The following is a 21,360-nucleotide window of genomic DNA, read 5'->3' as shown; positions in this document are numbered from 1 at the left end:
AATGATGGTACATTTATTATTTGAAAAAGAAGTATCTTTATGTATATAATCTTCGAAGTTTTTTAAGAGAGTTGATATAATAGAAACAAACTATTAAGGGGGCATTAAAATGAAGGCGATTATTTCATACGAAACACCTCTAGAACAATCACATTTCACTGCAAAAAATGATGAGAAAAATATGTTTTATAAAGAAAATACAGAAGAATCTGTAGAAGGCTCACTTCAGTATGACGTACTAGATGCTGTCGGTGAATTTAAAGGACAATCTGGCTATATCGTTTGTAACAACATTTCTGTCACAGACGAAGGTCGCCCAGTATTTGAAAACCGCTTTAAAAACCGCGCAGGCCTTATTGAAAACGAACCAGGATTCCAAGCAATCCGTGTTTTACGCCCATTAAGTAACGATACATATGTCATCTTAACGATGTGGGAAACAGAGCAAAACTTTAAAGACTGGACAGAATCACGTTCATTCGAAAATGCTCATAAAAAACGTCCCACGCAAGCAGAAGGACAAGCTCCAGCGCATCCACATGCCGAACAGCAAAAGAGTATTTTCTCTCGGCCTTCTTTTGTGACTACTTTTGATGTGTTAGTTTAATTAAAAAGTAATACAACACTAGCAGTACGTGAAATTATATTAACGATTTTTCGAATATATCTATCACATCTTGAAATATATCAACGATTCGACTAAAGATATCCATTTAATAACAAAAAGGAAACACCATTACACACCGGTGTTTCCTTTTTCTTTGTACCAATTATATATACGAAGTGTGTCCTCTTTTCGCATGTGCTTCACTTTATAACGATGCCCCGCTACCGATACGACAGCTGTACATAACTCGTCTTTCTTTTGAAAATACGATTGATTGTACCCCACTGCTTGAACATGTCTTCTACGCATGATTCCTGTATATTTCGCAAGACCTCTGTATACCATTGTTAATTGGTTTTCTTTCATCATATAACCGCCGCTAGTATAACGAGCGTATGCGAGTATTGTAAATGCGATACATAGCGGGATAAGAGTGAACAATGCAATATGCTGTTTAAAATATATACTTGCACCGGCAATTGGCACAGCGAGCACAGCACTTGTAATCCAGCCCATGATGATGTAACGGCGCAATGCCGCTTTCGGTAAATGAACGATTTCCTCCTCCATTTCATACGGCAACTGTAAATATGCGAGTAACTGCTGCACATTTTTTTTCTTCATAAAAGGATGTAGCATCACTTCATTCCCAGCGGATTCTATACTTTGAATGACTTCTACTTCGACAGAACAATACCCGATAGGCTGGCGAAGTATTCCTTCTTTCACAGTAATTGCTTGAATGCGGTGTAATTTTAACACAAACTCTTTCTTATCAAATAACCCTTGTACGATTCGAATTTCATTTCCGTTTCGCTCAATTTTAAAGTTTGCATATTTTAACGCATAGCCCGCTGTTGAAATAATCCAAGAAATTGCCATTAAAATTGCGGCCATAACGATTAATTCATATACACCGTTATCCATCACATACGCTTCCACTTTATTGATGAGCCATTCTGGTAGAAATTGATTAAACTCTGTGTAAAGGATTACTAACATAGAAAACACTAATCCAAATCTACCAGATGTAATAGATGCGAATAAAATTTCTTTCGCTGTTAACTGATAAACTGTCTTACTACCTTCTCCCGCAGGCACCTCTTCAGCCACAACGCTTCTTTCTTTATGTAATAAAGCAATTAGTCCCTTCGCTTCATCTTCTTTAATACCAGCTAACATCACCTCTGGCTCACTACCGCCGCCTGCAACTTCTATATTTAATTTTGTAAGTCCAAGTATTTGATAAATGATGTTAGAAGATGTACTAACATTTTGCACACGTTCTTTATTTAAGTAGCTTTCTTTCTTAACAAACACACCATGCTTTATATGTAAAATATTATTTTCAACCCAATACACCTTGAAATACCATTTTATAGCTGAGAAAATAGCCATAATAAATAATAAGGCCAAGAGAACAAGATGAAATAAATACCAAGGTTCCACTTCACCATCTGAGCGAAATAGAACAAGCAAAATAAAAGGCAACAAACTCGCAACCCTAATACCTAACAATATCGTGATCGGATGTTGCCTCTTATACATCCTCATCACTCACTTTCGCAAGTTCTCCAATTTGTCTTTTCAGCTGTTCTGCTTCTTCTTTCGTTAAACCTGGAATACTATGAGACGTTGCGGCTGTTGAAATGTGTAATTCTGCTAAATTATACTTTCTCATAATCGGACCTTGCTCAATCGTTACGTGCTGCACACGGATCATCGGAATAAGTACGCGTTTTACAACGAACATTCCCTTTTGAATCTCAATCTCTTCTTCATTTAATCTGTAACTATAATAGCGCTGACGTAAATTTGGAAACACAAAATAATCAAGTGGAATAAATATAATGGCTCCTGTTACTAATAGTCCAAACAACCAGCCCCACCAGTTAAAGTTAATCATAAAAAAGAAATACGCAATTACGACTGTTAGTATAACTGCCGCCCCAATTAAAGCGTGAATCCTCCACACTTTCAGCATATTAGAATGAATCTCCCTTTCTAACGGCTGCATCTCATCACTCCAATTCTATGAATTTATTACTTATATATTATCAAAAAATAAGGTTTTATATACAATTTTGTAAATTTATAGTCAGATAAAAATAGTTGAATCAAAAGCATGTTAAAAAACATACCTCAGTTTTTAAAATTACATATTATAAATATGAATTATATTGAACCAAATAAACCCTGCATGATTCATGCAAGGTTTATCGTTTTATACACAATATATTTCATTATTGTTGAGATATACTAGCATCGCTTTCAATTCGCTTTTCTTTTTGGCTCAGTTTTTTATCTTTAGATTTTTTTAATGTTAAAGTCATGCCAATAAAAATAAAAAGAATTCCTGTTATTTGCATTAAAGTTGGACGGAATCCAGTAAGTACAGTATCTAATAATATTGCCACTGCCGGATCTAAAAAAACTAATATTGAGATTGTTTTTGTAGATAAATGGCGTAAACTATCAAAAAACAGATAATACACTATCCCTGTGTGAATAAAACCAGTAGCTATAATATATGTCCAATTACTTTGAGTGAGGCCACTAAAAGCATCTAAATCTATAAATGGTATTAAAAGAAATATCCCCAAGAATGTTTGTAAAAATGTCATTGCATACGCACTCATTTTGTTAATCCCTTTACCAAATAAAGTTGTAAATGCATAAAAGAGAGCTGCAAGAAATCCCCATATCATACCTGAAGACATTAATGAACCGAAAGAAAAGCTTCCATCGATACCAGCAATTAATAAAGCTCCCACAAAACACACAACTATTGAAATGATAGATATTAATGTTAATTTTTCTTTAAAGACGATACTTCCAATTAACAGTACAATTACTGGTGCAAGATGATAAACTGAGATAGCAATTGTAACTGACATATTTTCAAAGGCTTTAAATAAGAAAACCCAATTAAATACTAAGAAAAAACCACATATTAAAACTTGAATAACTTCTTTTCGTTCCCATTTATCTTGTTTATATTGCCCTGTAAGCAACCAGCATACACTTAAAAATATTGTCGCAAAAATACACCTTACAAACACTAATTCAAACGAAGGTAAGTTTGTTTGAACAGAAAAAAATCCAACTGATCCAAAGATAACCATTGATGCTATCATCTTTAAGGCCGGTACCGTTTTCTCTTGCTTAAAACTTTTTTGAAGCAAATTAATTCCCCTCCAATAAAAACTCGGTTTATAGTGAGAAAAACACCAGCCTAAAAAAGGACAGGTGCTTTTCCTCAAAAACACTCAATTACAAATTTTTCCCTGCAGTCCAACCACCATCAATTACAAAATTAGAACCAGTAATAAAGCGGGCCTGATCAGAAATCAAGTACTCAATACATGAAACAATATCCTGCGGCAATCCCCAAGTATCTAAAGATTGATTACTTTTTATCATAGACATCAAGGCTTTATTACTAAAGTATTCTTCTGTAAGTTCAGTTCTAATAACACCGGGAGAAATGCTATTTACTCTTATATTTTGCTTCCCAAATTCCATAGCCATCTGTTTAGTCAATCCGATTAAGGCATGCTTTGATGCCACATAAGCAGCTCGCTCTGGTTCAGCCATTAATCCAGAAACCGATGCTATATTCACAATACAACCTTTTATTTTCGATTCACACCATCGCTTAGCTACTTCCCTAGAAAGGATAAATGGGGCTACTAAATTTACATCAATTACTTTTTTAAACATATCATCGGATAAATGTAAAACAGGTGTTATCTCTCGAATACCAGCTGCATTTATTAATATATCAGGAGAAAGTTTTTCTAAATCTAATTGAGTAAAAAGATTATGAATCGCTTCGCTATTACTTAAATCAATTTGCACTACTTTCAAAGGCATATCTGTTTTCATATAATCTATTAAGTTATTATTATTAATATCAAGAGCTATTACATGAAATGATTTTTCTAAAAAGTATTTTATACAAGCATGACCTATACCGCTGTTGGCTCCAGAAATCATAATTATTTTATTCTCTCTCATTTTGTCTCCTTATAAGAAAATGTTACTAATAAAATATCACGAAAAGCCTCCGTACTACATTCTGTTCCAAGTGGCGTTACGGCATGGAAGACCTTTTGTCCAAATACTAAAGTTTCTAACGGCTCCTTCAAACTTATAAACTGATTAATTTCCCGAGGAGAATTAGCTATTAAATTATCTCCACCAATAGCTGTATTACTTAAATTCATAAGGTGTAAAAACACTACTGGTTCATCATCTTTATGTAACCAAATAGGTGAACTAAAAGATGGTCTTTCTTTAGTAGCTTTATATCTTACTTGATGTAAACCTATAATTAAGTCTTTACTTGTATCTATTATATTTGTTTTAAATGCAAATTCAGTATCGAAACGCACCATATTTTGAATTAAAGGATTATATAAAAAGCTATCATTTATGCTATTAAACTGTCTAACTTTCCCGCCATCATCATAGTTATATTCTTTAGATTGGAAGTAATCATTACTATTATCTAAAATATAATCTGGTGAATCAACATACTTTATATACCTTGAATAAGATCTAGCACGGCATTCACCGTACGCATCATCTTCCAAATTATAATAATCTAACTGTGCTTGTGTTAATAAGCGATGATTCTCTTCCTCTTGTAAAAAGATTTCATTTGAGATTTCAAGGAATCCTTTAGATTCGAATTCATGTACCTTTTCTTCTATGCTAAATCCACTCATTTTACTAAGAACAAACGTCATTATAAAAACCTCCACACTATTGTATTTTTCTATCTCACCCTATGTTAGAAATGCAATAAGTAACCGAGATTCTTGCTTAATAAAATTAAAAATTATGATATTCAATTAATACACCAAATGAAATATATGTAATCCATTAACACTATCTCTTAAGCAATATTATATATCCTTTTGGATATTTTCTCTAATTATCTGAAGATTTATCAACATTAGTCTTAATATTCAAAATTAAAGAAATGGATTTTTCAGAAAGATAAAACTGCGAGTATTGCAATTATTTATGTATATAACTTTTTTAAAAATTATATTTTAAATATAGCTAGTTTTTTATAAATTTTTTGATATAATTACATACGGGAAAAGGGAAGAATTTTGTCTTCCCTTGTGTTTTTATTTGCATCTAGTACTTTTGCTAGATGCTTTTTTTATGCTAAAAAAGGTATCCTCAAATACTTTGAGGATACCTTTTCCATCAATTTAGTGCAGTTCAATAATTGTACCATCTTCGAATACTTTGAATACTCCAGTAAATCCTGGTCCAGCTGCGCCTTCTATTTTATATGTCGTACGCACTCTAATTTGATAATATTTCTTTCCATTCTCTACTTGCGTATTCTCTAGCGTGTAATCATAGTCTTCTTTATATTCATTTTTAATATATTCTTTAGCTTTCTCAAAAGTAAATGCATTTTGTTTTTTTTCTGTCTCAGTTTTTTGATTTTTTTCTGCCTCTACCTTCTGATTCTTTTCTGTCTCAGTTTTTTGGTTCTTTTCAGTCGCTACCTTTTGATTTTTTTCTGTCTCTGCTTTTTGATTCTTTTCTGTTGCTACCTTTTGATTTTTTTCTGTCTCTGCTTTTTGATTCTTTTCTGTTGCTACCTTTTGATTTTTTTCTGTCTCTGCTTTTTGATTCTTTTCTGTTGCTACCTTTTGAGTCGTTACTGCAGTGGTTTTTTGTGCCTTCGCTGGTGCTTCACTTTTTGCATTTTTTTCTTCTTCATTAATTTTAGTAACTAATCCTACCGCTTTTTTATTATATTCTTCAAGTTTCTTGTTATCTTTTGTTTCTGCAACTAGCTTATTTAATATCTCTTTTGCTTCTGCATAATTTTTCTTACTTATTAACTCTTCACTTTTCGTCAGTTGCTCGCTATACTTCTTTTTTTGTTCTAAGATGGCTAGTAATGCTGTTCGTTCTTCCTTTGCTTGTTTTATAAGCGTAGTATTTCCATTCTTCATGTTCTCTACTTTTTCAAATGACTTGATTGATTCTTCTATCTTTGTTTCTTCTTTTAACTTTACAGCTTCAATCATTGCTTTCGTTTGTTCTACTAGAACTTTTGCATCTGAATCGTCTTTTTTCTCATCTAACGCTTTTTCAAATGATGATAAGGCATTTTTATATTCTTTATTCGTTAACGCGGTCTTTCCTTCATCCATTGCTTTGTCAAAATTCCCATTACTACATCCAGCTAACATTAAAAATGTAAATCCAATTACCATTAATAACTTTTTCATTTTTTCTCCTCCTATATATCCCTAAAACAATAACAGCATATGTATAAAAGTCTGTGTAGTAATTAGACTGAAAGTAAAGATGTACTGTGTGTGGGAAAGGAAGTACATTTCATTTACTATCATTACTTAAAACTCCTAAATAGTTGGTAGTTGGTTTTCTTCTTTTAAAGACAGAAAGGAATTTTAATAATGTGCGTAAAGCTCTCACCAGGCCCTTTACTACACACACTCTTATACACATAGAAAAACTATTTTTAGGTTGCTATTTTTTTAACTTTACATATTCTCGGTTGTTTTGCTACGAATCTCATTTCGTAACATACCGAAAAACAAAAGAAAACAAACCGTAATGTAAGTTACAGTTTGTAACTTTTCTGTAACACAAATGTAACATAAGATTTTTAAATATACAATAGTTTTTTTACATTATTTTCCCCTATCTACATTTTAAGGTGCTACTACAGTGCTAAAACGCTTTTCATCTCCCACCTGCTATTGGAATATCATCCTTTGAGTACTTTAGGAAATAGACTTCTTTCCTAAAGTACTCAAATTAATTACAAAGATAACTCTTTTTTCATCCAAACATTAAGAAGGCCTTTAATCTTTTACTTTCACATTAAATATATATAACTAACTTTTTTGATATAGCCACATTAAGAAAATAGGGTAAACTTTGTATTCCTTTTTGTTTTTATTTGTATCGAGTTCTTTTGCTAAATACCTTTTTTATGTCAAATAAAAAAGGTATCCTCAAATACTTTGAGGATACCTTTTCACCTTTATTATCTCTGCTGTTTTCTACCTAATACGAGTAATCCAAAACTCATCATTACAAGAAGTGCTCCCATATATGGTTCCACAGGCATTTTCTGCCCTGTCTTCGGTAATTCTTTTTCAGGCTTTTCTGGATTTGGTGTTCCAGGTTTCTCTGGATCTGGCATTCCAGGCTTTTCTGGATTCGGTGTTCCAGGTTTCTCTGGATTTGGTGTTCCAGGCTTTTCTGGATTCGGTGTTCCAGGTTTTTCTGGATCTGGTGTTCCAGGTTTCTCCGGATCTGGTGTTCCAGGCTTTTCTGGATCTGGTGTTTCTGGACCTGGTGGTGCTAAATGATTCAATTTGTTTAATACTTCTAATTGAACTGCATTTATCATTCCATTTGTAATTTCAAATGGAATTGGATTAGTTAATTTTTCATATCCTTTTGGTGCTTCTACTTCTACTAGTGTGTAGTTACCTACAGATAGATCTGCGATTTTTGCCTTTCCATCTTTATCTGTTGTTACTTTCACTACTACTTTTCCCTTGTCATCATGAACTTCAAACACAGCTCCTGATAAGACTTCCTTGCTTTCAGCGGCCATTTTTGTAATCTCCACTGAACCTTTGTCTAACTTTTCATTCTCTACTTTCAATGATAAGACTTTTGTCATACCTTTTTTAATTTCGAATGATACTGGTTCCGTTAACTTCTTGTAACCTGGTAAGCTCTTCGTCTCTACTAATTTGTATTTTCCTACTGATAGATCTGAAACTTTTGCTTTTCCTTCTTTATCTGTCGTTACTTCTGTTACTACTTTGCCTTGCTCATCTTGTACTTCGAAGACTACGCCTTCTAATACTTTTTGGCTATCTTTATCTACTTTTGTTACTTCTACATTTCCCTTGTCTAACATTTCATTTTCTACTGTTAAAGCAAGAGATTTTGTCATGCCTTTTTCAATTTGGAAAGTAATCGGATCTACCAATTGCTTATATCCTTTTGGTGCTTTTACTTCTACTAACTTGTATGTTCCAACTGATAAATTAGTAACTTGTGCTTGTCCTTTTTTATCTGTCGTTATTTTAGCGACTACTTGTCCTGCTTCATCTTGAATCTCAAATACAGCATCAGCTAAAGCATCTTTCGTTTCTTTGTCTACTTTTGTAATTTCTACATTTCCTACATCCACTAATTCATTTTCTACAGTCAATTGTAATGCTGTAACTCTACCTTTTTCAATTTCGAATGAAACTGGCTTTTCTAGTGGTTTGTATCCTGCCGGTGTTTCTACTTCTACTAACTCATACTTTCCAATAGATAAATCTGAAACGTTTGCTTTTCCTTCTTTATCCGTTGTTACTTTTGCAACTACTTTTCCTTTTGAATCACGTACTTCAAATACAACATTTTCTAATGGTGCTTTACTGTCTTTATCTATTTTTGTGATTTCTACATTCCCCGTATCTACCATTTCATTTTCTACAGTGAACGTTAAAGATTTTGTCATACCTTTTTTAATTTCAAATGGTACAGGCTTTTCTAATTTTTTGTAGCCTGGTAAACTCTCTACTTCTACTAACTTGTACTTTCCTACAGATAAATCTGAAACTGTTGCTTTTCCAGCTTTATCTGTCGTTACTTTCGTTACCACCTTGCCTTTGTCGTCTTGAACTTCAAAGACTACACCTGCTAACGGTGCCTTATTATCTTTATCTATTTTTGTAATTTCTACATTTCCCGTATCTACCATTTCATTTTCTATTTTTAATGATAGAACTTCTGTCATGCCTTTTTTGATTTCAAACGATACTGATTCTGTTAATTGTTTGTAACCTGGTAAGCTTTCTTTCTCTACTAATTTGTACTTTCCTACAGATAAGTCTGAGATTTTTGCTTTACCATTTTTATCTGTTTTTACTTCCGTTACTACTTTGCCTTGCTCATCTTGTACTTCGAAGACTACGCCTTCTAATACTTTTTGACTATCTTTATCTACTTTTGTGATTTCTACTGAACCTTTGTCTAACTGTTCATTCTCTACTTTCAATGATAAGACTTTCGTCATACCTTTTTTAATTTCGAATGATACTGGCTCTGTTAGATTTTTGTAGCCTGGTAAGCTTTCTACTTCTACTAGTTTGTAATTTCCTACAGATAGATCTGAAATTTTCGCTTTTCCTTCTTTATCTGTTTTTACTTTCGTTACTACTTTGCCTTTTTCATCTTGCACTTCGAATGTTACGCCTTCTAATGCCTTCTGGCTGTCTTTGTCCACTTTTGTAATTTCTACTGAACCTTTATCTAACTGTTCATTCTCTACTTTTAGTGATAAGACTTCTGTCATGCCTTTTTTAATTTCAAACGATACTGGTTTCGCTAGTTTTTTATATCCTGGTAAGCTCTCTACCTCTACTAGCTTATATTTTCCTACTGATAAATCTGAAATTGTTGCTTTTCCTTCTTTATCTGTCGTTACTTTTGTTACTACTTTATCTTTTTCATCTTGCACTTCGAATGTTACGCCCGCTAATACTGCGCCACTTTCTTTGTCTACTTTTGTAATCGCTACTGAACCTTTATCTAACAGCTCGTTCTCTACTTTCAATGATAAAACTTTCGTCATACCTTTTTTGATTTCGAATGATACTGGTTCCGTTAACTTCTTGTAACCTGGTAAGCTCTTCGTCTCTACTAATTTGTATTTTCCTACTGATAGATCTGAAACGTTTGCTTTTCCTTCTTTATCTGTCGTTACTTCTGTTACTACTTTGCCTTTGTCGTCTTGTACTTCGAAGACTACGCCTTCTAATACTTTTTGGCTATCTTTATCTACTTTTGTAATTTCTACTGAACCTTTGTCTAACTGTTCATTCTCTACTTTTAATGATAAGACTTCTGTCATACCCTTTTTAATTTCGAATGATACTGGCTCTGTTAGATTTTTGTAGCCTGGTAAGCTTTCTACTTCTACTAGTTTGTAATTTCCTACAGATAGATCTGAAATTTTCGCTTTTCCTTCTTTATCTGTTTTTACTTTCGTTACTACTTTGCCTTTTTCATCTTGCACTTCGAATGTTACGCCTTCTAATGCCTTCTGGCTGTCTTTGTCCACTTTTGTAATTTCTACTGAACCTTTATCTAACTGTTCATTCTCTACTTTTAGTGATAAGACTTCTGTCATGCCTTTTTTAATTTCAAACGATACTGGTTTCGCTAGTTTTTTATATCCTGGTAAGCTCTCTACCTCTACTAGCTTATATTTTCCTACTGATAAATCTGAAATTGTTGCTTTTCCTTCTTTATCTGTCGTTACTTTTGTTACTACTTTATCTTTTTCATCTTGCACTTCGAATGTTACGCCCGCTAATACTGCGCCACTTTCTTTGTCCACTTTTGTAATCTCTACTGAACCTTTATCTAACTGTTCGTTCTCTACTTTCAATGATAAAACTTTCGTCATACCTTTTTTGATTTCGAATGATACTGGTTCTATTAATTTTTTGTAACCTGGTAAGCTCTTCGTCTCTACTAATTTGTATTTTCCTACTGATAGATCTGAAACGTTTGCTTTTCCATCTTTATCTGTCGTTACTTCTGTTACTACTTTTCCTTTGTCGTCTTGAACTTCGAAGACTACGCCTTCTAATACTTTTTGACTATCTTTATCTACTTTTGTTACTTCCACATTTCCCTTGTCTAACATTTCGTTTTCTACTGTTAAAGCAAGAGATTTTGTCATGCCTTTTTCAATTTGGAAAGCAATCGGATCTACCAATTGTTTATACCCTTTTGGTGCCTTTACTTCTACTAACTTGTATGTGCCGACTGATAAATTAGTAACTTGTGCTTGTCCTTTTTTATCTGTCGTTATTTTAGCGACTACTTGTCCTGCTGCATCTTGAATCTCAAATACTGCATCAGCTAAAGCATCTTTATTTTCTTTATCTACTTTTGTAATTTCTACATTTCCTGTATCCACTAATTCATTTTCTACTGTTAGCTTTAGCGCTGTTACTCTACCCTTTTCAATTTCGAATGAAACTGGCTTTTCTAGTGGTTTGTATCCTGCCGGTGTTTCTACTTCCACCAACTCATACTTCCCAATAGGTAAATCTGAAACGTTTGCTTTTCCTTCTTTGTCCGTCTTTACTTTCGCAACTACTTTTCCTTTTGAATCACGTACTTCAAATACAACATTTTCTAATGGAGCTTTACTATCTTTATCTATTTTTGTTATCTCTACATTCCCTGTATCCACCATTTCATTTTCTACTTTTAATGATAGAACCTCGGTCATGCCTTTTTTGATTTCAAATGATACTGGTTTTTCTAGCTTTTTATAACCAGGTAAACTTTCTACCTCTACTAATTCATACTTTCCTACAGGTAAATCTGAAACATTTGCTTTTCCATCTTTATCTGTCGTTACTTTTGTAACTTCATTCCCCTTTTCATCTTGGACGATGAATGTTACTCCCGCTAACGGTGCTTTATTATCTTTATCTATCTTTGTTATCTCTACATTTCCCGTATCTACCATTTCATTTTCTATTTTTAATGATAGAACTTCAGTCATGCCTTTTTTAATTTCAAATAATACTGGATCTGTTAGTTTCTTATAGCCTGGTAAACTTTCTTTCTCTACTAATTTGTACTTTCCTACTGATAGATCTGAGATTTTTGCTTTACCATCTTTATCTGTTTTTACTTCCTTTACTACTGTTCCAGCTTCATCTTGCACTTCAAAGACTACGCCTTTTAATGCTTTTTTGTTGTCTTTATCGACTTTTGTAATTTCTACTGAACCTTTATCTAACTGTTCATTTTCTACTTTCAATGATAGGACTGTTGTCATACCTTTTGTAATTTCGAATGATACTGGTTCTGTTAGCTTTTTGTAGCCAGGTAAACTTTTCGTCTCTACTAATTTGTACTTTCCTACTGATAAATCTGAGATTTTTGCTTTACCATCTTTATCTGTTTTTACTTCTGTTACTACTTTTCCTTGCTCATCTTGCACTTCGAAGACTACGCCTTCTAATACTTTTTGACTATCTTTATCTATTTTTGTAATTTCTACTGAGCCTTTGTCTAACTGCTCATTTTCTACTTTTATTACTAAAGCTTTTGTCATACCTTTTGTAATTTCAAATAGTACTGGTTCTGCTAGATTTTTGTAACCTGGTAAGCTTTTCGTCTCTACTAATTTGTACTTTCCTACTGATAGATCTGAAACGTTTGCTTTTCCATCTTTATCTGTTACTACTTTTCTTACTACGTCATCTTTCTCATCTTGGACTTCAAATTCGACACCGGCTAATACTGCCCCGTTTTCTTTGTCCACTTTTGTAATTTCTATATTACCTTTGTCTACCATTGCATTTTCCACTTGTATTGGGAATATGCCGTCCCCTGTTACATTTACTTCGAACTCTGTTTCTTTTAATTGGTAGCCTTCAGGTGCTTTTGTTTCTTTTAAAATATATTTTCCTGGTGCTAACGGTTTAGAGATTGCCTTACCATCTTTATCTGTAACAATATGTTCGACTACTACACCGTCTTTTACTATATCAAACTCTGCATTTGCTAATGGTTTTTCACCATTTTCCGAATCAATTTTCTTTACTTCAATTTGACCCTTTTGCATAGTATTTTTAATTTCAATTGTTTTTGTTTCTCCAGCTTGAAGTGTAACCTCTACTGGGCTTGTTAATTTTTGATATCCTTCTGGTGCTACTGTTTCATAAACTTTATATGTCCCAGGAGCTAAAGTTTGAGGTACTGAAAAACCTTTTTCGTCCGTTTTCAGTTTTACAACAACTTCATTTGCACTATTTCGAACTTCAAATTCGGCACCTTTTAACCCTTTGTTCGGATTCTCAGAATCTATTTTATGAAGCGATACTGTACCATCTTTTGGAGCTTCAGGCGGCGTAATAGTTACTTCTTTTGATGTTAATGTTTTATCATCAAAATGTAATTCCGCTTTATTAGGAATCTTCTTATCTACGTAAGAAGATAAGTCTGCATTATTTTTAATTTTCGCCTTAATACTAAGGTTAATTATCTGGTCTTCATATGACTTATAGTCAAAACTCTCACCAAATGTAAATGTTACTTCACTTCTTTGTTTATCTATATTTAACGTTCCTTTAGAAGTAATATCTTGGCCATTTTGATCATACACCTTTGCCTCTAATACTTCTAAAACATCTTCTAAATCATCACTAATTACCATAGATGTGTATTTAGGAGGATCGTTCGGTATATGTGTACCAACTTGGTATTGAATAACTTGATCCATTTGTGTTAACTGCTCATTCTCTACAAGCTTGCCATTCTCATCAACTATATTTTTTTCAATGCTAGGTGGATTATCGTCACCTGAACCGGTTCCCCCTCCACCACTTACGAATACTTGTCCTACTTTTTCTTCAGTTTTAATATTTTTACCTTCTAATTTCACAGTATTTTTATGAGGCTTTGCAGCAGGATTTGTAATCTTTGTTTTATATCTTAAAATATAACCTTTTGAACTGTCTGGAAACTCAATTGTAAATCCAGTCTTCGTTGCATTTATTTTAATGTTAGATAAATCTGCTGGCTTAATATTTGTTGGTGCATAACCATCTTCAAATACAGCCTCTTCTAATACTACGCTGTCTGTAATTAACTCATGCCCAGGTCCTAATGTATCTGTTAATTTAAGATCTTGCATTTCTGTCCCAGTTGCATTTACATATACAAGCCAATCAGCAATCGAAGGATCTTCTTGATTATAAGAACCCCATTTCAATAGATTATCTGTATTGGGCTGTGGCTTCGGTCTCTCTGTCGTATTACTTACATTTACTTCTTTATTGACGATTTGACCATCAACGTTAAATTCTAATGGAATTTCTTTAACACCATCATATGCTTCTAGACCAAAGTAGAATTCTACGAATAAAGAACCTTTAATGTTATTCTTTCCTTCTACGTAATCACCCATAGTACATGTTAATAGACCCTTTTTCATCTCACATGTACCAACTGTTTTTCCTTCAGCATCTTTTAAAGGAAAACTCATATTCATAAGGTCTTTTCGAAACTCTTTTGGCATATCAATTGTGAATTGATCTCCACTTTTTATTTTTTCTTTAGCTGACCACTTCACTTCTACTTTCATACCATCTGAGGCTTGATACGGTTCAGATGTCGTGCCATCAGTACGGGAAATATTAATTTCGTCCACTGGACTTTTCATCACAGCAGCTTGAATAACTGGAGCCCACACATTCAGCACTGAAAATAATACTAGAAAAACTAATGAAACCATTGAAATATGCCTTTTAGTACTTTTCATTTGCATAGTTCCCTCCTATTTTTTATATTTATATAACAAAAAAAGACCGTCCGGTTGCATCAAAAATGTGCAACCAGACGATCTTAGTAACCAATATGTATTACCGTAGACTCTAAGCTTTGCGGCCTATCCTTTCGAATAGTGTGCTAAAAATATCTTTTATTCTTTTTTTGTTTCATTTTCCTCTTAAACCAAATATTACTATACCGTCTGGACGGTTATAATTCAATACTCTATAAAATTGTTCTATTTTTCTAATAAAAAAAACAATTCACCACTACATTAAATAAGTAATGGTGAATTGTTTTCGCATTATATAGTTCGTATATTCTATTTATATGAATTACTAATAAGAGCTTGAATCACTTTTTCTCTTAACTCGGGGCTTAGTCTGCCAACCCCTAAATATTCCGAATACCATAATCCATCTGCTGCTAATCTAATAATTGTTGCACAAACTGAATCTATCTCATCGTTTTCTATATTCTTTTGCAGTTGCTGAAATGATTGTTGTAATGGCTCAAGTAATTCAGGTTTTAACATGAATGCTGCCATCATACTACTAGACAACTCTTCTGTTCTTCTCTCATTACTTAATCTTTCCTCTACAAAAGAGCGAACCCATCTCCCTTTCCTCTCTGAGTCTTCCGCTACTTTATTGTAAATAGCGCCCTCATTATCCTCTATCCCTCTGACTATCATACCTTCTATTAAAGCTTCTTTATTTGCAAAGTGATACAATAATCCACCTTTACTTACACCCGCCTCTTTTGCCACTGCTTCTAAGGTTAATTTAGCAACCCCTTTACATTGCACAATTTGAGAAGCGGCCGCCAAAATCTTTTGCCGCGTTATGCTGATACTCATTCCTTTTTAAAACCCCATTTCTACTAAATTTATATAAATACGAATCTTATTTTTAATATTGTTGATTACTACTAAGTATTTTCTTTATACAACAAAAGCTGCATTACCTTTGAATTTTTAGTTACTTATTCCATTAAAAATTTCCATATCATTCAATATGATAACATCAAATACATAACATTGACTATACATCTATACTTTTATATTCATCGAAAATATATCCATAAACACGAAATGTATAAAAATTGATTATCCTTATACATCTAATCTATAATTTAAAGAGGTTTATATTTTCATAAAAATAAAGTGAAATTTTATAAGGATGATTCCATTGAAAAAATTTTCTATTAGTTATTTAATATGCTTATTGTTTTTTTCTATCATTGTGAATGTTTTACAGTATACAAGCGTTCCAAATTATGCGGATTCATGGGGGCCGATTTGGGTATCTATTATTATGCTTTCAATTCTTGGAAGTATTCCTGTTCTTATCGGTTGTTTAATAGGCGAATTTTGTTATAGAAAAATAAAAGGAAGTCACGAATTAAAAATTGGTATTCCTTTATTTATAGTGTTAGGTATTTCCTACAATTATTTCTTCTTTATGTTATTTAACGACCGATATTTTCTATCCTTTAATTTAGAAGCCTTTTTGGAAACAGGCCTACCTATTACGTTATCATCTTTATTATTTTACCTTATAAGACGCCGTTAATTCTTTCATCATTACATAAAAAAAATGTTATTACTCTTGTTACATCGAGTAATAACATTTTTATTTAAATCTATTTAACTAATTTGCTTCCAACTAGTATCCTTCACATCTTCGCTAGTCGGCTTTCTAACTGATTTCACAAAACATTCCTCGCAAGCACCAAATGCAATAAAATTTTTCTGTGCTTGTCTTAACGAGACTTCATTTGCACCGCCTTCAAAGTCAGGATCGTTAAACTGTACCTCATCATCTTCCCAGTAACATATATTACAAATTTCATATGTACCTGGTGGTTCTTCTTCTATTGTTCTATACCCGCAGCACGGACATGTATATTTCATTCTGTTACTCCATTATTCATTTCTTTTTTCTCCCATATATTCCGGCCCATAAAGAATGTAACAGCACAAATCATAGTTATCCCCATGAAAAATGTATTAGAATCTTCATATGTAGTTGGAATGCCTACCGTTACGAAAACAATACTAAAAGCTAAAAATAGATATAATAATAAAGATATAATATAGCTTAGTTTAAATCGTAAAATGATACCTCTAAACAATAGCTCACCAAGTAGACAGCCACCTAAAATAATTGGTACTCCGAAATACAATGTAAGGACTCCCATTTGCGCAGTAGATTGAATTATCTTTCCAATTATGTTCGGCGAAACCAGCTCACTATCGTTTCCCATCCTATCATATAAATCAAGTGCTGTTGCTGAAATAAAGAAACTTAATATAGAAAATGAATACGGTATTAAAAATTTGCTCACTCTCATTCACCTCGCTTTTTTCTTTACATATATTATTCATTATTTCCTATCATTTTTACATAAAAAAATAACCCTCTATGATAAAACATAGAGGGAAGCATTTCTATATAAAAATCTATACCTTATCCTGAAGTGAATCCCGAAAATAGGACAAATATCAAAACACCTAAACCATCTGCTATCTGCTATCTGCTCCCTACATTCTTTAGGGTAGATAGTTTATATGTTTTATTAGAAAGTAGTGCCTTCTTTTTTATAATATTCTTTTGAAATCTCTTCATAAAATGCGGCTGATGTCGCGTAGAAATAAGGTGCTAACCATAAGAAACCGATTCCTATAGTAAGAATACTTAATATGAACCAGCCTAAGAAACTTAAGCATAGTAAAAAGTAATCCATTTTATGTCCATTCATCATATGACGACTCTCAGTAATCGCTTGATTCGCTGTATATTCTGGATGATCATTCAAAATAAAATATGTCATAGAATAAGAAAATGATTTAATAATACCTGGAATAATAAGAAGTAATGTCCATAGAGTCAAGTATACATACATTAGTAAATATGTTAAAAACGACTTCATCAACTTACTTCCATCGCTAAACCATCTAAATATATGACCAATGCGAGCATCAGTCCCACGAATTGCATTTAAAACAAGATAATAGGCACCTATTGTTAATGGACCAATAACAAGCATTACAATAATACTTACTGTAAGTGAATCACTTGCTTCTTCCCAACCCCAAAATATCGAAAAAATACCTGTGGTTAGCATTTCAACAGCTCCAATAAGGATCCCGATTAATAAGGTTGCCCCTACCGCTAATCCCCATCTTCCTTTTAATGCATCAAGTGCTTCTCTTTTCAACTGACTTATCATATATAACCTCCTAATACTATTTATATTTTAGTATACCATTTATATCAAAAACCCCATAGATTTCCCTTAAATAGAAGCTAATTACCTTTTTTCATATACTGTAGTTGTACTAATATATGGATTAAACGACTCTTTTCCCTATAACAAAAAAGCTTGCCCTTCATAATAGGCAAGCTTTCTCAAGTTATTTCTCACTTAACTTCTTCTTATACCAATTCTGCATTCTCTCCGCATCTTCTACTCTCGTATGCTCTATTTTATAACTAGATGATGCACTCGAAAACTTATACGTACATAAATCCGCACGGCGCTGGAAATATGATTGTGTCTTCTCCATTGATTGGACATGTCTTCTTCTAATAAGTCCTGTATATTTTCCGACGCTACGATAGACAAGTGTAATTTGTTCTCCGTTAACACTGTAACCATTTGTTTTAAATGTTGCGTATCCAAGTGTAAAGATGAGGATCGCGAGCGGAATTAATGCCCACATGATGAAGTGCTTTTCAGAGTATATACTTATTCCAATAAACGGGATTGCTAGCATTGCGAAGAAAATGAAACTATCAATGAGATAGCGGCGTAATGCTGCTTTTGGTAATGCAATAATGTTTGCATTCAGTTCGTATGGTAATTGTAAATGGGCGAGTAACTGTTGTACTCGATCTTTTCGAATGATTGGGTGCAGTGTAACCTTTTCTTTTTCGTCACTCATTCCTTTACTTTGAATGACTTCTACTTGCACAGCACAATAACCGAATGGTTGGCGTAAAATACTTTCTTTTATCGTAATACCTTGAATACGATGCAATTTTAGTACGAGCTCTTTTTTCTCAAGCAATCCTTGCGAAATGCGGACTTCGTCATTTCTTCGATTCACTGTGAAATCGCCATGTTTTAACGCGTAACCGATTGTAGATATAATCCAAGAAAGAACGAGTAACATGGCTACCATGAAAATCCAGCCATATATATCATGTTCCATTACATACGACTTTACGCCATTCTCTATCCATTTCGGAATGTACTCATCTACTTGGTGATAAACGAAAAAGATTAAAGAGAATAATAGTCCAAATTGACCAGATGTAACAGATGCTAATAAAATCTCTTTCCAAGTTAATTTATATTCTGTCGCTTGTTTTTCTTCTGTAACAATTTCTTTTTCTACTACATTTTCTGTTGCTTCGTCTAACGTTCCTTCTGCTTTCACTTCTGGAGTTGGCTCATTTAGCAAAGTAATAAGCTCCGCCGCTTCTTCTGCCGTAATACCAGCTAAGCTAACTTCTGCTTCATCGCCCCCACCAGCTGTTTCAATCTGAATTTTTTTTAAACCGAGCATTTGATATAGTACGTTAGAGCTTGTATTAATCGTTTGAACACGTTCTTTATTTAAGTAGCTCTCCTTTTTCACGAAGAGACCTTTTTTCACATGTAATACGTTATTTTCAACCCAATATGTTGTGTAATACCATTTTTCAAATGCTGAAAAAACGGTGAGTAAACCAAATGCTGCGGGAATTAAATACCAAAACGGGAATTTTCCGTTTAAGCTAAACATGAAAATAATGAGTGGTATAAAATCTGTTATTTTTAATTCTAATAACATCGTGATTGGATGCTGCCTCTTATACATCCTCATCACTCACTTTCGCTAATTCTGCGATTTTCGTTTTCAACATTTCTGCTTCATACATCGTTAAGCCTGGGATGCTGTGAGAAGTTGCTGCCGTTGAAATGTGTAATTCTGCTAAGCCATATTTTCTCATAATTGGTCCTTGTTCAATCGTTACGTGCTGCACACGAATCATCGGTACTAATACGCGCTTTACGACAAAAAGACCATGCTGAATTTCAAGCTCTTCTTCATTTAGTTGGTAGCTGTAATAACGTTGACGTAGTTTCGGGAATAAGAAGTACGCAAATGGTGCGAACACAACTGTTAGCCCAATCATCACATACAAAATCCACGCCCACCAATCAAACTTTATCATGAGGAAAAGGTAAGCTAAAATAACGAGTATACCGATCCCTTCTTCAATTACAGCACGAACTTTCCACACCTTGACCATGTCAGGGTGAATTTCATTTTTCAATGGATCCATGTAACCACTCCAAATCTAGTAATCTAATATATGAATTCTCTCAATCTATATTTTACATAACTTTACAGAAAATTGAAATTTAATCTTCTTTCTTCTCCGGAATAAAATATCCGAACCAAAGTAACCAAATGAAACCGATTAACTTTAGCCAACTTCCATCCGCTTGAAAAGCTTCAATCATACCTGGTATTTTATAAATCCCAATAAATCCAAGAAAACCGAGCCACCAGTTTTTTTGCATTTTCATCTTTACTCCTCCTTCATGACGTTTTTCACATTTCGAATCCAAATTTCTTTATACTTTAACTGGAATCCCATGAGCATGTAATTACTCATATTATCGATTACGAGCGCTAACGTATGAGCATTTTCTTCCGTTGCCTGTTGTGACACAACGTCAAGTTCCACACCCTTCTTCAATAAATCGTAGAAACCATTTAAGAAATCTTCTTGTATTTCAAATAAGCGTTTCTGATACTTTTCATTTCGCGATGCAGTTACGATAAATTCATTTATAACACGTAATATTCCTTCTTGCCCTTCATATTCAGAGAGCATATGTAAACCATCTGAAATTAACTTTTCTGCAAAGTTTTCTTTCGTATAATGCTCTTTATCAAAATAATTCACGAAATGATACCCAGAAAAAATTTCTTCAAATAAAAAATCAACTAACGCTTCTTTAGAAGAAAAATGATAGTAAATAGCCGGTTTTGAAATACCTACCTCTTTCGCAATCATGGAAAGACTCATCTTCTCAATGCCGTGTTCTGCCATAAGTTTAAATGATGCCTCTACAATGTTCTGCGATGTTTGTAAATTCTTCGTCATACTGTACCTCACTTATTTTTACTTACCGGTCGGTAAGTAAATTGTAAAATAAAAAATAATCATTTGCAAGTTTGATTCAAAACTATATATTACTTTTTCAATCTATATTATGAATCTGGATCATATTCCTTAATAATTACTACAATATTCTTTAATCCAGTTAAATCACAAAAAGCACCGTTGTGAGTACTTCTT

General features: G+C 33.2%; 17 protein-coding genes and 1 riboswitch. Of the genes, 2 read left to right on the top strand and 15 right to left on the bottom strand.

The genetic code is table 11. The annotated features are described in order from the left end of the window. The first annotated feature begins 109 nt into the window (after window positions 1–109). The gene (gene hmoB, locus MHH27_RS05870) at window positions 110–607 is read left to right on the top strand and encodes a heme-degrading monooxygenase HmoB (protein ID WP_000644097.1); all 498 of its coding nucleotides are present in this window, start codon (window positions 110–112) and stop codon (window positions 605–607) included. 129 nt (window positions 608–736) lie between these two features. Here the strand turns inward: hmoB and MHH27_RS05865 are convergent, their stop codons facing one another. From MHH27_RS05865 to MHH27_RS05830, 8 genes are all read right to left on the bottom strand, one after another. Beyond that, window positions 737–2,155 (bottom strand): PH domain-containing protein, encoded by a 1,419-nt coding sequence (locus tag MHH27_RS05865; RefSeq protein WP_075720109.1) that lies wholly within the window; start codon window positions 2,153–2,155, stop codon window positions 737–739. Continuing rightward, a complete protein-coding gene (locus tag MHH27_RS05860) occupies window positions 2,148–2,624 on the bottom strand; it encodes a PH domain-containing protein (RefSeq protein WP_001182719.1) in 477 nt (158 codons plus the stop codon). The genes MHH27_RS05865 and MHH27_RS05860 overlap by 8 nt, the downstream gene beginning before the upstream one ends. Window positions 2,625–2,850: 226 nt before the next feature. After that, complete coding sequence (locus tag MHH27_RS05855) at window positions 2,851–3,792, bottom strand: DMT family transporter (RefSeq protein ID WP_000939632.1); 942 nt, start codon at window positions 3,790–3,792, stop codon at window positions 2,851–2,853. Window positions 3,793–3,880: 88 nt separating this feature from the next. Further along, the gene (locus MHH27_RS05850; protein WP_001208940.1) at window positions 3,881–4,627 is read right to left on the bottom strand and encodes an SDR family NAD(P)-dependent oxidoreductase; all 747 of its coding nucleotides are present in this window, start codon (window positions 4,625–4,627) and stop codon (window positions 3,881–3,883) included. Beyond that, complete coding sequence (locus MHH27_RS05845; protein ID WP_053565070.1) at window positions 4,624–5,361, bottom strand: 2OG-Fe dioxygenase family protein; 738 nt, start codon at window positions 5,359–5,361, stop codon at window positions 4,624–4,626. The genes MHH27_RS05850 and MHH27_RS05845 overlap by 4 nt, the downstream gene beginning before the upstream one ends. 477 nt (window positions 5,362–5,838) lie before the next feature. Further along, complete coding sequence (locus MHH27_RS05840; RefSeq protein WP_340941908.1) at window positions 5,839–6,879, bottom strand: hypothetical protein; 1,041 nt, start codon at window positions 6,877–6,879, stop codon at window positions 5,839–5,841. A gap of 785 nt (window positions 6,880–7,664) precedes the next feature. Then, on the bottom strand, window positions 7,665–14,993 hold the full coding sequence (locus MHH27_RS05835) for a SpaA isopeptide-forming pilin-related protein (protein WP_340941906.1): 7,329 nt from the start codon (window positions 14,991–14,993) through the stop codon (window positions 7,665–7,667). A 59-nt stretch (window positions 14,994–15,052) separates the two neighbouring features. After that, a riboswitch (cyclic di-GMP riboswitch) is annotated at window positions 15,053–15,145 on the bottom strand. Window positions 15,146–15,317: 172 nt separating this feature from the next. Beyond that, the gene (locus tag MHH27_RS05830; protein ID WP_000028013.1) at window positions 15,318–15,854 is read right to left on the bottom strand and encodes a TetR/AcrR family transcriptional regulator; all 537 of its coding nucleotides are present in this window, start codon (window positions 15,852–15,854) and stop codon (window positions 15,318–15,320) included. 331 nt (window positions 15,855–16,185) lie between these two features. Here MHH27_RS05830 and MHH27_RS05825 point away from each other — a divergent pair, with 331 nt between their 5' ends. Then, on the top strand, window positions 16,186–16,569 hold the full coding sequence (locus MHH27_RS05825; RefSeq protein WP_340941904.1) for a hypothetical protein: 384 nt from the start codon (window positions 16,186–16,188) through the stop codon (window positions 16,567–16,569). A gap of 74 nt (window positions 16,570–16,643) precedes the next feature. On the opposite strand, the gene MHH27_RS05820 is transcribed toward MHH27_RS05825, so the two are convergent. From MHH27_RS05820 to MHH27_RS05790, 7 genes are all read right to left on the bottom strand, one after another. After that, window positions 16,644–16,910: a CPCC family cysteine-rich protein gene (locus tag MHH27_RS05820; RefSeq protein ID WP_000877837.1), complete on the bottom strand. Its 267-nt coding sequence runs from the start codon at window positions 16,908–16,910 to the stop codon at window positions 16,644–16,646. Continuing rightward, window positions 16,907–17,344, bottom strand: coding sequence for a hypothetical protein (locus MHH27_RS05815; protein ID WP_139788855.1), 438 nt, complete (start codon window positions 17,342–17,344; stop codon window positions 16,907–16,909). The genes MHH27_RS05820 and MHH27_RS05815 overlap by 4 nt, the downstream gene beginning before the upstream one ends. 231 nt (window positions 17,345–17,575) lie before the next feature. Next, window positions 17,576–18,229 carry a DUF975 family protein gene (locus tag MHH27_RS05810; RefSeq protein ID WP_000625399.1) on the bottom strand — a complete coding sequence of 218 codons (654 nt, stop codon included), beginning with the start codon at window positions 18,227–18,229 and terminating at the stop codon, window positions 17,576–17,578. 184 nt (window positions 18,230–18,413) lie between these two features. Next, window positions 18,414–19,865 (bottom strand): PH domain-containing protein, encoded by a 1,452-nt coding sequence (locus MHH27_RS05805; protein WP_086422223.1) that lies wholly within the window; start codon window positions 19,863–19,865, stop codon window positions 18,414–18,416. Then, window positions 19,858–20,334, bottom strand: a complete 477-nt coding sequence (locus tag MHH27_RS05800; RefSeq protein WP_000371357.1) for a PH domain-containing protein — start codon at window positions 20,332–20,334, stop codon at window positions 19,858–19,860. Before MHH27_RS05800 ends, MHH27_RS05805 begins: the two co-directional genes overlap by 8 nt. Before the next feature lie 79 nt (window positions 20,335–20,413). Further along, the gene (locus MHH27_RS05795; RefSeq protein ID WP_000783806.1) at window positions 20,414–20,581 is read right to left on the bottom strand and encodes a hypothetical protein; all 168 of its coding nucleotides are present in this window, start codon (window positions 20,579–20,581) and stop codon (window positions 20,414–20,416) included. 2 nt (window positions 20,582–20,583) lie between these two features. After that, window positions 20,584–21,165, bottom strand: a complete 582-nt coding sequence (locus MHH27_RS05790; protein WP_000164846.1) for a TetR/AcrR family transcriptional regulator — start codon at window positions 21,163–21,165, stop codon at window positions 20,584–20,586. Between the last annotated feature and the right edge of the window lie 195 nt (window positions 21,166–21,360).

It is taken from the genome of Bacillus sp. FSL L8-0152 (genome assembly GCF_038006365.1).
Classification (GTDB): domain Bacteria; phylum Bacillota; class Bacilli; order Bacillales; family Bacillaceae_G; genus Bacillus_A; species Bacillus_A cereus.
This window is presented reverse-complemented; position numbering and strand designations above follow the sequence as displayed.

Bases quoted from the DNA above. Each gene is read 5' to 3' on its own strand.
- MHH27_RS05860 (WP_001182719.1), bottom strand. From the start codon at position 2,624: ATGCAGCCGTTAGAAAGGGAGATTCATTCTAATATGCTGAAAGTGTGG.
- MHH27_RS05865 (WP_075720109.1), bottom strand. From the start codon at position 2,155: ATGTATAAGAGGCAACATCCGATCACGATATTGTTAGGTATTAGGGTT.
- MHH27_RS05830 (WP_000028013.1), bottom strand. From the start codon at position 15,854: ATGAGTATCAGCATAACGCGGCAAAAGATTTTGGCGGCCGCTTCTCAA.
- MHH27_RS05800 (WP_000371357.1), bottom strand. From the start codon at position 20,334: ATGGATCCATTGAAAAATGAAATTCACCCTGACATGGTCAAGGTGTGG.
- MHH27_RS05795 (WP_000783806.1), bottom strand. From the start codon at position 20,581: ATGAAAATGCAAAAAAACTGGTGGCTCGGTTTTCTTGGATTTATTGGG.
- MHH27_RS05850 (WP_001208940.1), bottom strand. From the start codon at position 4,627: ATGAGAGAGAATAAAATAATTATGATTTCTGGAGCCAACAGCGGTATA.
- hmoB (WP_000644097.1), top strand. From the start codon at position 110: ATGAAGGCGATTATTTCATACGAAACACCTCTAGAACAATCACATTTC.
- MHH27_RS05835 (WP_340941906.1), bottom strand. From the start codon at position 14,993: ATGCAAATGAAAAGTACTAAAAGGCATATTTCAATGGTTTCATTAGTT.
- MHH27_RS05790 (WP_000164846.1), bottom strand. From the start codon at position 21,165: ATGACGAAGAATTTACAAACATCGCAGAACATTGTAGAGGCATCATTT.
- MHH27_RS05820 (WP_000877837.1), bottom strand. From the start codon at position 16,910: ATGAAATATACATGTCCGTGCTGCGGGTATAGAACAATAGAAGAAGAA.
- MHH27_RS05845 (WP_053565070.1), bottom strand. From the start codon at position 5,361: ATGACGTTTGTTCTTAGTAAAATGAGTGGATTTAGCATAGAAGAAAAG.
- MHH27_RS05805 (WP_086422223.1), bottom strand. From the start codon at position 19,865: ATGTATAAGAGGCAGCATCCAATCACGATGTTATTAGAATTAAAAATA.
- MHH27_RS05810 (WP_000625399.1), bottom strand. From the start codon at position 18,229: ATGATAAGTCAGTTGAAAAGAGAAGCACTTGATGCATTAAAAGGAAGA.
- MHH27_RS05840 (WP_340941908.1), bottom strand. From the start codon at position 6,879: ATGAAAAAGTTATTAATGGTAATTGGATTTACATTTTTAATGTTAGCT.